This is a genomic window from Streptomyces sp. NPDC005784, assembly GCF_042871525.1.
Taxonomy (GTDB): domain Bacteria; phylum Actinomycetota; class Actinomycetes; order Streptomycetales; family Streptomycetaceae; genus Streptomyces.
This window is the reverse complement of record NZ_JBIAIQ010000036.1, coordinates 81,087-91,964: the sequence shown is the minus strand read 5'-3', so window position 1 is coordinate 91,964 and position 10,878 is coordinate 81,087. Positions and strand designations below refer to the sequence as shown.

8 protein-coding genes and 2 pseudogenes are annotated in these 10,878 nt (G+C 67.3%); 4 read left to right on the top strand and 6 right to left on the bottom strand.

The features are described from left to right. Window positions 1-548 (bottom strand): annotated as a pseudogene (locus tag ACFYR3_RS36485) (hypothetical protein); the annotation flags it as partial. 878 nt (window positions 549-1,426) lie between these two features. On the opposite strand from ACFYR3_RS36485, the gene ACFYR3_RS36480 reads away from it, so the two are divergent. Together ACFYR3_RS36480 and ACFYR3_RS36475 are read left to right on the top strand one after the other, a co-directional pair. Next, entirely contained in the window at window positions 1,427-1,636 is a 210-nt protein-coding gene (locus ACFYR3_RS36480; RefSeq protein WP_355852492.1) for a helix-turn-helix domain-containing protein, read from the top strand. 161 nt (window positions 1,637-1,797) lie between these two features. Further along, window positions 1,798-2,790 (top strand): tyrosine-type recombinase/integrase, encoded by a 993-nt coding sequence (locus ACFYR3_RS36475; RefSeq protein ID WP_389286272.1) that lies wholly within the window; start codon window positions 1,798-1,800, stop codon window positions 2,788-2,790. A gap of 106 nt (window positions 2,791-2,896) precedes the next feature. Here the strand turns inward: ACFYR3_RS36475 and ACFYR3_RS36470 are convergent, their stop codons facing one another. The 4 genes and pseudogenes from ACFYR3_RS36470 to ACFYR3_RS36455 form a co-directional block, all read right to left on the bottom strand. Next, complete coding sequence (locus ACFYR3_RS36470; RefSeq protein WP_389286270.1) at window positions 2,897-3,316, bottom strand: contact-dependent growth inhibition system immunity protein; 420 nt, start codon at window positions 3,314-3,316, stop codon at window positions 2,897-2,899. Between the two features lie 117 nt (window positions 3,317-3,433). Beyond that, entirely contained in the window at window positions 3,434-7,822 is a 4,389-nt protein-coding gene (locus tag ACFYR3_RS36465; protein WP_389286268.1) for a polymorphic toxin type 28 domain-containing protein, read from the bottom strand. A gap of 5 nt (window positions 7,823-7,827) precedes the next feature. After that, window positions 7,828-8,142, bottom strand: a complete 315-nt coding sequence (locus ACFYR3_RS36460; protein ID WP_389286266.1) for a hypothetical protein — start codon at window positions 8,140-8,142, stop codon at window positions 7,828-7,830. Between the two features lie 225 nt (window positions 8,143-8,367). Continuing rightward, window positions 8,368-8,583, bottom strand: a pseudogene (locus tag ACFYR3_RS36455) (ATP-binding protein); the annotation flags it as partial. A gap of 246 nt (window positions 8,584-8,829) precedes the next feature. Here ACFYR3_RS36455 and ACFYR3_RS36450 point away from each other — a divergent pair. Next, window positions 8,830-9,492 carry a hypothetical protein gene (locus ACFYR3_RS36450; RefSeq protein ID WP_389286264.1) on the top strand — a complete coding sequence of 221 codons (663 nt, stop codon included), beginning with the start codon at window positions 8,830-8,832 and terminating at the stop codon, window positions 9,490-9,492. A gap of 11 nt (window positions 9,493-9,503) precedes the next feature. Next, window positions 9,504-10,529: a hypothetical protein gene (locus ACFYR3_RS36445; protein ID WP_389286262.1), complete on the top strand. Its 1,026-nt coding sequence runs from the start codon at window positions 9,504-9,506 to the stop codon at window positions 10,527-10,529. 27 nt (window positions 10,530-10,556) lie between these two features. Here the strand turns inward: ACFYR3_RS36445 and ACFYR3_RS36440 are convergent, their stop codons facing one another. Beyond that, window positions 10,557-10,877, bottom strand: a complete 321-nt coding sequence (locus ACFYR3_RS36440; RefSeq protein ID WP_389286274.1) for a transcriptional regulator — start codon at window positions 10,875-10,877, stop codon at window positions 10,557-10,559. Between the last annotated feature and the right edge of the window lies 1 nt (window position 10,878).

The window sequence follows — 10,878 nt, the reverse complement described above, 5'->3', positions numbered from 1 at the left end:
ACATCCTTGATCGCGGTGCTATGGCGCTGTCCGGCCTGCCACAGAGATCCGTACGACCTCCTCGACCACGGTCGAGGACCATGACCAAGCTCTGCTTGATCGCCTTGACAGGTTCCGTTCCCGAGTCCTCGTCTGTGAGGATTCACGGAGGGCTCCGTGACGGCTCCGTGAGCCGACGGTGAGGGCTCATGTGGAAGGCCCAGGTCGTGGTGAGGGCAGTCCGGGTGGCGTATCCCGCTGGGGCGGTTGATCTTCTGGTGGCGGTCGAACGTGACGATGTGCAGGTACCGCTTCCCGTCGCCGGCCTCGTAGCGGCAGATCAGTTCGGCGCCCTGGAGCTGGACGAGGTCGTCCTCGACGCCCATCGGGCCATGGCCGGGGCGCAGAGACCACAGCAGGCCGGCGATCACCGCGGCCTGGTCGCGGAACCGGCCGTGATCGTCGGCCTGGGTGAGGAGCCCGAAGAACGTCCGCTCGGCGGAGAGGGACACCATCGCCAGGGACTCGGAGAAGAACGCTTCGGGCTTGATGGTGCGGATACGGGCGATGTCGATCGACCACCTTCGTCGCGGATAAACGGCGCGCCCGCTCGAATGCCCGGGCGTGGACAACACAGCCACACCCACGGCTCTGAAGTCCAGAGTTAGTTCAAAAACTCTGTACTGCTCGCCCGGGTTCGGAAACCGTAGACCAGAATCGCCAGCCGGAGAAATAGGTACCGGAATCCGGTACCTCCGTGCGCATCGCTCACGGCAGACACCAAACCGCTTCCCCCGCTCGGGAAAGCAAGCTACAACACACCAATGCCACCGCACCCCCTCGAAAACGGTCCAGCAGGACAGACCACCGCACACGCCATGGAGCGCCTACGTGCAGCGCGCGGTCACTCGCGATACCGGCTCGCCGCCCGTGTCGCAGCCCCCGCCGGCCCACGCCACTCACCCAGCTCTCCCGCACCGAACACCAGGTCAGGCGCTGTGATCTGGCGACCTCATGGCCGTGCCCGATGCCGCGGGTGCACTCCTGCACCCCCTCCTCGGAGACGCGTTCCCGTGTCAGGAATCGAGCGAAGCGGCCGCAACATAGCCGACGATCGCCGGTTGGCCAAACCGGCGATCCTCCGGACCATTGAACTCGCCGAAACAACCCCCGCCCCGGGCCGGTCCGACCTGTGCCCATTTTCCTGAAAGGAACTTCTACCCGAAATCCGGCGACCGAGATCTGATGCCATCCATGGCCATCCATGGCGCTGTGGAGTCCGATTCATGCGAATTGGTGTGGCCGCCCGGTTCGAAGGTGAGCAGGGGTGACCCTCGCTGAATCCTTTGATACCTCGGTGAGTAATGGTCGAAATTTCCATACCCACACGCACGCCGTGCTCCTCGGCTGCATCCCCGCTTCGTCCCACCGTCCGAAGGATCCGCCTGTGCCTTCCCGCCTGCTGTCCGTGCCCACCGTCGCCGCCCTCCTCGACGTCGACCGGCGCACCGTCTACCGCCTCATTTCGACAGGCGACCTTCCCGTCGTGGACCTGCGGACCGGATCCGAGCGGTCCCGTGTGCGCATCCCCGCAGACGGCCTGGAGGAGTTCGTCAGCCGCCGTGCCGTTGTCCCGCTGGCAGCGCGCCGCCGCTGACAGCGCACCTGTCACCCGTCACCTGTCACTGTTGACCAAGGAGGACTCCCACGTACCTGCGCAAGCTGACGTCCGGCAAGTGGCAGGCGACCGTACGCAACCGATCAGGCGACCGATTCAGCGAATCGTTCCCCCTCAAGGCACAGGCCCGCTCCTGGGGCATGGACCTGGAGACCCAGTTCGCCCGCAGGACCCTGCGCGACCCGCGGGCAGGCGAAATCACCTTCCGCGAGTGGCACGACCGCTGGTGGAGCGCCCGCATCGTCGAACCGCACACCCTGCGCGGCGACGGATCCAGCATCAGGAACCACGTCCTGCCCCACCTGGCCGACCGGGAGATGCGGGCCATCACCCGTATGGACATCCAGAGCTGGATCCGCTCCCTGGCGGAAAAGGGCACAGGCGCCGCGGCGATCAAGAGGGCGTACAACCTGACGTCCTCCATCATGCGCGCGGCCGTGGACGACGACATCATCGCCGTGAGCCCCTGCCGCAGCATCGACCTGCCCACCCTCGCGGTGAAGCCGCCCCAGTGGTTCACGCTCGACCAGGCGCAAAGCATCCTCGACGCCTTGCCGCCGGCCTGGAAGACCATGTGCCTGCTCGGCTTCTACACCGGCCTGCGCTGGGGCGAACTCTCCGGCCTCCACCACCACCGCATCGACCGCCGCCGCTCACGGGTGTTCGTGGTGGAGGTCAACACCAAGAGCGGCATCAAGGAATACCCCAAGAGCTCGAAGAGCCGCCGCGAAGTTCCTCTGCCCCCGCACGTGTTGGAGGCGCTGGAGCGCCATATCCATCGGCTGGAGCGAGACGCACTCGTCTTCACCACCCTCACCAAGGGCCGGGCCGGCCGCCGCCTCGACGACGGCAACTGGCGACGCCAGACCTGGTGGCCAGCCCTGGGCAATGCCTACCACTTCGACACCGACGGCGAGCTACGCCTCGTCCCGCACTACCCGCCCCACTCCATGCGCCACACCTGCGCCTCCTGGCTCGTCCAGAACGGCGTCTCCCTCTACGAGGTCCAGCACCTCCTCGGCCACGAGAGCTTCCAGACCACCCAGCGCTACGCCCACCTGCAACCGGACGCACACAAGGCCGTGCTTGGCGCATGGGGGCGCCTGGACGCTCCGCTGATGATCACGGCGTGAAGGTGGGTGACCCTATGGTCTCGACCTTGGTGAGGGATTCCCGACGACGGACGGTGGAACTCGAAGTCCGCTACGCGTTACTCACCAGCGTGGGATTGCCGCGTCGTCAGGCGTCGTCCCCGGGGATCACCGAGAGGAACGCGTCGATGTCTTGGCGGACGTAGCGCGAGACGTCGGTCAGGACGGTGACGGCTTCCTTGAGTTCGTGAGCCAGCTCCGGGGCGGTGGCCCAGACCTCGGGCTTTCTGGTGATGACCGCGTACAGCAGGTCGTCGTCGAACCAGCCGCCCTCGGCCTGCTTCGGCGCGGTGTCCCGCAGAATGTCCACGGCCACGGGCAGCAGCCAGGGCAGTCCCACGTCCTGTCCGATCAGCCGGGCGAGCTCGTGCGGCTCCAGGGTTGTGACCGGTCGACGTCGCAGCTCGTACACGTTCCGGACCATGGGGGTCGTGTCCGCAGGAGGAGCCGGCCAGCGCAGGCCCTCAAGCTCCTCGAGGGAGTTACTGCGGTCGAAGTCTTCGGGCATCGTCGGGTCCTCTCGTGCTCCGCCGCTGCGGCGCGGAGGCGGTACTTCTGGGGTGTTTCCAGGCTTCTGTGTGTCCGCACCGTTCAGGGTACGGACCTGTGCCATCCGCAGCCGCCGTCACCCGTGGCCGATGGACTTCAGGAAGCGGTTCAGCCGTTCGAGCTCGACGATGGCGTCCTTTCGCTTCCTGCTCAGCACTTCCATGCCGCGCGGGGTGATCGTCTCCGGTGGCTTCTGCAGTTCCTTGGTCAGGATCCTGCGGATGCCCTCCAGGCCGTTCCTGGCCTGCGTCAGGTCGCTGATGTGGTCGAAGGGCGTGCCGTCGGGCTTTCTGGCCACGACTTCGCCTCTGGCCTCGCGGCGAGCGGCGCTGTAATGGTTGTGATTCGGCTGGGAGTTGATGGACCCGATCGGGTCCTTCTTGATGTTCTCGAGCTTGGTGATGGCGTTCAGCGCGTCGTCGCGCAGTCCCAGTTCGCGGCATTCCTCGGGTGCGAGCCCCAGGGGGTCCGTCCATCTGTGAGGGTTGTGTACGTACGTGTTGGGGTTCGGTGCCGGGACCAGGCCGAGAGGGTCCGGGCTGAGATAGCGGGCGGTCTCGGGGTCGTAGTAGCGGAAGTGGTTGTAGTTCAGGGCGGTTTCGGGGTCGTGATACTGCCCGGGGAACCTCAGGGGCGTGTAGGCGGTGTTGTTCTCCGCCCATGCGGTACCGCCCCAAAGCGTGGAGCGGGCGCGCCACGCGATGCCACCCTCCTCGTCGAGGAGTTCCGTCGGGGAACCGACGAGGTCCGTGATGATCGCGAAGAACCGGGCGTTGATCTCGTCCTGGCGGGCTTCGTCGGCGCCGGTGCGCTCGGTCTGCGCGACGGGGCGCAGATCCTGGTGGTCCCAGGTCAACGTGACCGGGTCCGGCAGTCCGTCGCCGGTGGTGCGCTGCTCGCAGAGCGTCGTGCCGTCCCAGGTGAAGTCGACCTGTTCCGCCACCGAGAGACCGTCCGTGGCCATGCGTTGCTTGGCGATGCGGCGGCCCAGCGGATCGTAGAGGTAGCGCCACACGGTGCCGTCGGGCGTGCTGACCGCGGTGAGCCGGTCCTCCGCGTCCCAGGTGTAGCGCCAGGTGTCGGGCTTGCGCGACAGCCGGGTCTTCTGCCTGAGCAGGATGCGGCCCAGGGCGTCGTGCTCGTAGCGGACGGCTCCGGCGCGGGTGATGCGAGTGCCCTCGTACGTGCGCGTGCCGGTGGCCTCCGATCCCGGGTGCGAGTGGGGCCATGAGGCGTCCGTCTGGTTGCCCGCCGTGTCGTAGACGTAGCGCTCGGACCAGTTCCCCGCCCGTACCCCGGTGACGCGCCCGGCCGGGTCGAGGTCGAAGCGGCACACGCCTTCGATGTCGTCGTCGAGGCCGATGAGGTTGCCGTCCGCACGGTAGTCGTACGCGCGGCGGCGTATCGAGCGCCCGTCGATGTCCGTGACCGACTGGACGGTCAGCCGGCCGAGGGCGTCGAAGGTGTGGGCCACGCCGATGACATCGCCGATGCGCCGGAGCGCCTCCTGCCCCGCCAGGTCGTACTCGAAGGCGATCGTTCGCCCGCCGGAGTGCAACGCGGTGCGGTTGCCCGCGGCGTCGTAGTCGTAGCGGCTGGTGGCACCGCTGGGCGTGGTTCGGCTGATGCGGCGGCCGAGGACGTCGTAGCGATACGTAACGGTCCGGCCGTTGACCGTCTCCGTGAGGAGTCGTCCCTGACCGTCGTAGCGGAAGTCGACCTGGACCTCGGGCGCGGTGGCCCGCGTGAGCTGCCCGGACGGATCGTAGGTGTAACCGTTGCTGACGTCCCCGGCCGTCTGGCGCACGATCTGCCCGAGTTCGTCGAGGACGAAGTGGGTCGTCAGGCCGAGGGAGTCGGTGCGGGAGACGAGTCGTCCCGCCGCGTCGTGCCGGTAGCCGACTGTGCGATCGTCGAAGTCGGTCTCCGAGGACGGGCGTCCGGCCGGGTCGTAGGCGTAGTTCCAGTTCAGGCCCTGGGCGTTGGTGACCTGGGTGAGGCGCAGTTCGGTGTCGTAGGTGAAGGTGTGGCGCGTGCCGTCGGAGCCGGTGCGCGCGGAGAGCAGGTCGAACTGCGTGTACTCGTAGCGGGTGACCGCGCCCAGTGCGTCGGCGTGGGCAGTGCGGTTGCCCTCGCTGTCGTAGGTCCAGGACTCGGTGCTGCCGTCGGGATCGACACGGAGCACCGGTTTGCCTTCGACGGACCACTCCATGCGCGTCACGAAGCCGAGCGGGTCGGTGAGCCGGACCGGGCGCCCGAACGCGTCGCGCTCGAAGTGCGTCGACGCACCCAGCGGATCGGTGACGCGGTCGGGGAGGCCGGCCGGGCCGCAGTGCACGTGGGTGGTGTGGTCCAGGGCGTCCGTGACCTTGGTCAGATGGCCGGACGCGTTGTGGTCGTAGCGGGTCACGACCCCGTCGGGAGCCGTGACACGGGTGAGGTTGCCGAGCTCGTCGTACTCTCTGCGCCACTGGGCGCCGTCCTCGCCCGTGACCGTCGTCGGCAGTCCGAGCTCGTTGTACGTGGCGGTCGTGCCCAGTCCGTCGGGGCGGGTCACCGACACCACCCGTCCCCGCTCGTCGTACCGATAGCGGGTGGTGTGCCCGAGAGGATCGACGAGCGCGGTCAGGCGCAGCTCATCGTCCCACTCCTGGCTGGTGACATGGCCGAGCGGGTCCGTCTCGCGGATCAGGCGGAAGGACTCGTTGTGCTCGTAGACGCGGACGTGGCCGAGCGAGTCCGTCACCCGGGTGATGCGCGTCGTGTCGTCGTAGGCGAGGGCCGAGGCCAGGGCTTCGCCCGTGCCGCCGGTGGCCACGACCCGGCCCGAATCATCGTAGGTGTACCAGTACGTGGTGCTGTTGCGGTCGGTCCAGGAGGCGAGTCGTCCCGCCGCGTCGTAGGTGTAACGCATCGGTAGACCGGAGGAGTTGACCTCCTCACTGAGACGGCCGGCCTGGTCGTAGCCGAAGGTGAGCAGGGTGGTGCCGGGGGAGGAAGGTTCTGTGGGATCCAGCAGGCGCAGGCCGGTGATGCGCGAGAGAGCGTCGTCGCGGTCCAGAGCGATGTGGTAGTCGCCAGAGTGGATCACCGCCGCGGGGATGTCGCCCTCTTCGTACTCGATGGTGATGCGATTGCCGTGGCGGTCTTCGAGGTATTGCAGCGGCAGATCGACGGCCTCACCGGCGGCGGACGGGACCGGGCTGTGGAAGACCTGGACGAGGCCGCTGTCGGGATCCGTGACGCATATCGCGCCGTCGAAACCATCGGCCCAGGCCAGGGTCAGGCGCGAGCCCGGGGTCTCCGGGTGGACAGGGGCGCCGGTCTCCGGGTCCGGTACCGGGAAACAGAGCCGGGCCCCGTCGGAGCCCGCGTAGACGAAGCCGTCCTCGTCGGCTTGGACCCGCTGGTCCAGAGTGGAGGCCCAGGACGGGCCGAACCAACCGCCGAATCGGTACGAGGAGACGTGCGTGCGCTCCAGGAGGAGCGGCAGTACGCCGGGCAGCCGGACATCCGTCCGCGTCAGCGCCACATCGCCGGTGGCCACATCGATGGGGTCCCGGACGAACTTCTTGAGCGCGTTGCGCACCGATGCGGGCAGTTTGTCGAAGCCCGGTCGCAACGAAAGCCGTTCGAAGGAGGCGCAGTTGAGCTTCAAGGCGCTGCGCAGTCTGGCGAGATCCCGGGGCTTGAGTTTGCCGAGTCCCTTGCCCAACAACGTGGACAGGCTGCCCAGACCGACCCCGAAGGCCGCGCCCAGCGCCAGGGTCTCGGCCAGCTTGCCGGGGTCCTTGAAGGTGGAGGGGTCCTTCAACAGAGTGTCCAGCGCGGCGAACTTGGTGCCTTCACCCGCCATCTTGCCGACCCGCGCGACCGTCTTGATCTCCTTGAGGGCCTTCAGCGCCCGGCTCAGGCCGCGGATGACTTCCAGGACCGCTCGGACGGCGCGGGCCATCGCCGTGCCGGCGTGCTCGATCCGGCCGATCAGGGCCATGGCCTTCGCGAAACGCGCGCCTGCGGCCAGGCTGCCGACCACGGCGGAGGCGCCGCCGGTGAGGACGGAGAGGGCCAGACTCGCCATCTCCACCTCGATGATCTCGACGATGATCACGTTGAGTTCGGTGAGCAGCTCGTGTGCCTCGTCGGCGTACGTGTCCAGCGCGTCGGCGCCGTCGCGCAGCGAATCGGCCATCTTCGCGGCCTGCGAACGAGTCTTCTTCGCCCGCTTGCTGAAGGCGGTAGCGGCTTTGCCCTCCCAGGTCACGATCCGCAGGGCGGCTTCCGCGTCTTTGACAGAGGCATCCACAGCCTCGGCCAGGGTGCGCCACTTCTTGGCGATCTCCCGTACGCCGTCCGGGTCCACGGCCGGGTCGGAGATCCCCAGGAACTCCATCATGCTGGCCATGTTGTCGCCGGCCATGTGGTTGAACTTGTTGATGTAGTGCAAGGGATTGAGGTCGACCACGATGCTCAGCCCTGATTCTTGCCGCGCGCCGCGGCCTCGAGCAGGGCGTCGAGGATGTCGAACGCCTCGGAGAGGTCGGTCATCAGCTTCGCCTCGCCGTGCCACTCGTCCACGAGGTCCGCCGCGACCTCGGCGAGCATCTCCATTCCCTCACGCACGTCGTCGGTCGCACCCATCAGCGAGCCCAGCGCGCCCAGCGCCGAGAGGTCGTGCGAGGCGGTCTTGAAGGCGTGCAGTGGTTTGGCGATGTGCTGAGGTGCGTTGCGCAGCCGTGGCGCCGCCTTCGCTATCGACTCAGAGTCCTTACCCAGGTCCCCCATGACGCCTGTCCCCCGATACCACGCGTTACGTGTGCACAAGCCGACTGCGGACAGCAGCCGGGCCGGGTAAGCGTATTACCTGCATTTGGTCATGGACGGCAAGGGGGTTGGCCTTGTCCGGGTCGGTCGGCTGATCCCGCAGGGGATCAAGTCCTGTCCTCCGCCCTGCAGTTCTCGCAGGGCGTGAAGCTAGGCCGACCGCGCGACGGCGCTCCGGCGGATGCCGCCGGAGGGTCGGCCGTGGGTGACGGCGCTCGCCGCCGGCTCAGTGACGAGCAGCGCGGCGACGTCCAAGGCTTCGAAGTCGTACGGGATGCCCCAGGCGTCCAGTCGGTGCACGGCGAGATGACGGGCGAGACGAACGCCACGCGGAGTGGAGCTGAAGCGCTGCACGAACGCACTTACAGTAATCGACACTTGGTGGGCTGGACTGGACGTCATGACCCCAAGATGTTGGCTCACGAGCTTTGTCCGCCAGGTCAGCGACTCGTATTCGGCGTGGGAGTATGGGCACGGAGGGCAGACGGGGCTGACAACTGACCGTAGCCATAACCGGGTTGGCAGTGGTCTCTGTCGGGATATGCCCGGTTGACTGCTCGGGGTGACGTAATCACCGCTGGTGTCACCCAGGTCCCGCCGATAGCGTTGGTGCATTCGTGAGGATCCTCGCCCCACCAGGAGTCATCAGTGCATCGCCGCCCCACCGTGCTCACAGCCGTCGCGCTGACCGCTGTCGCGGCCCTGTCGCTGTCCGCCTGCGGGAGCGGCGACGACAACCCCAAGGCCAACGACAAGATCGCGGGAGCGGACACCGGCGACGCTTCATCGGCCTCGACCTCACCGACCGCGAGCGCGCCGGACTCGGTCGGGCGACCGAAGATCGAGCTGCCCTCGGACATCACCTACACCTTCGACTGGCCCAAGACGGGCGACGCGGACAAGGACGCGGTCATGTCCGACAGTGAGCAGTCCATCAAGGCGGTGGACATGGCCGTCGCCGACCAGGACGCGCTCGACAAGGGATACCTCTTCTACTACGAGGGGGAGGCGGCCGCCGGGACACAGGAGTTCATTCAGAACTACGTGGACCACAAGGCCCGTACCACCGGCGCCTACCGCTTCTACGACCCCGTGGTGACGGTCGGGAAGGACGGCACCGCAGCCCTCAGCTACTGCGAGGACCAGGGCAGGGCGTTCATCAAGTACATCAAGAGCGGTGAGGTCAAGAAGACCCCGGTCACCAAGAAGAGTTACGTCGTCTACAACACGTCCCTCAAGAAGAACAAGCATGGCGTCTGGGTGATCCAGAAGATCATCTCTCAGAGCGGGAGCGCCAAGTGCCAGCCCTGAAGCCTCGGTCCGTGAAATCCACCGTCGCTCTCGCACTCGGACTGCTCATACTTGTGCCAGGTCAGGCACTCGCCGACGACACGTTCGACGATCACACCCAGAACCCGCCCGGAACACAGGCGAAGGGCGACGCCGACGACGGAACGCTCTCCGCCACCGCCGGTGCCGTCGTCTACGACCGGTCGAAGAACGGGTCCGGACCGTCCGCCGGCGCGGTGACGTCGACCACTTCCTGGACTCCGCCTCCCTGTTACTACGCGCCCAAGTACACCCCGGCCCAGCTCAAGGCATACCTGGAGCCGATCTGGGAGGCAGGGTCGACCGGCCCCGAGTGGGACCTCGGGCAGCGGAACAAGTACGAGGACGGCGGCACGAAGGACGGCACGTACAAGGACTTCAACAAGGCCATGACCGGCAAGGGCTACTGGTGGGACTCGTACGTGAACGGGGACTACCCCGTGGGCTGGGACTCCTGCGACAAGGACATCTTCTGGGTCGACACGAACGACGATCCGCCGGCGGACATCCCCGAGGCGATCACTCCCGAGGTGCTCGCCCAACTCGCGTACGCCGAGATCCGAGTCCCGTCCACCAAGATCGAGCTCGCTCCGGAGGACACCACCAAGGTGAACCTGCCGACGTGGGCGTGGCTGGACACGGCAGAGTTCAAGCCGGTGTCGGTCACGGCGTCCGTCCCGCTGCTCGGCATCGAGGCGACGACAACCGCCGAGCCGGTGTCGCTGAAGATCGAGCCGGGCACCGACGACGCCACGACATACCCGCCATCCGGGGTGTGCGAGATCAACGACGGCAGGATCGGTGAGGCGTACGCGAAGGGCAGGGCGGACGAGACTCCGCCGTGCGGCGTGCGGTACCTGCGGTCATCGGGAGACGGCTCGTACAAACTCAGGGCCACCGTCACCTGGAAGATCCACTGGACCGGTACGGGCGTGAACGGCGAACAGGGACTGCCGGACGGCACGTTCGGTGCCGAACAGGATGTGATCGTCCAGGAGATCCAGGCGGTCAATCGCTGAGCCGCGTGTGCAGCTCCGGCATGTCCGTCACACGGCTGCCCGGTGCCGGGTGGCGAGCTGGGGGAAGGCGTCCTCCCACACGGTGCGCACGGTACGGCCGACGGGCGTGCGCAGCACCGGCCACAGCTGGAGGAGCAGGTCCTGGCTCAGGTAGCGGGGCAGGTCGTCGCGCAGGCCCTCGTGCAGGACGGTGCGGTACACGCCCATGCGCTGTCGGGGCTTGTCCATGTCGTACGACGTCATCCCGGACCATGCCATGTGCAGTGGTAGCTCCACGATCCCCTGGGTCGGGCCGTGCAATTCGTCCAGTGACTCCGGCAGCCGTCGCCGGAATTTCTCCTGGTACAGC

Bases quoted from the DNA above. Each gene is read 5' to 3' on its own strand.
- ACFYR3_RS36475 (WP_389286272.1), top strand. From the start codon at position 1,798: ATGGACCTGGAGACCCAGTTCGCCCGCAGGACCCTGCGCGACCCGCGG.
- ACFYR3_RS36470 (WP_389286270.1), bottom strand. From the start codon at position 3,316: ATGCCCGAAGACTTCGACCGCAGTAACTCCCTCGAGGAGCTTGAGGGC.
- ACFYR3_RS36460 (WP_389286266.1), bottom strand. From the start codon at position 8,142: ATGGGGGACCTGGGTAAGGACTCTGAGTCGATAGCGAAGGCGGCGCCA.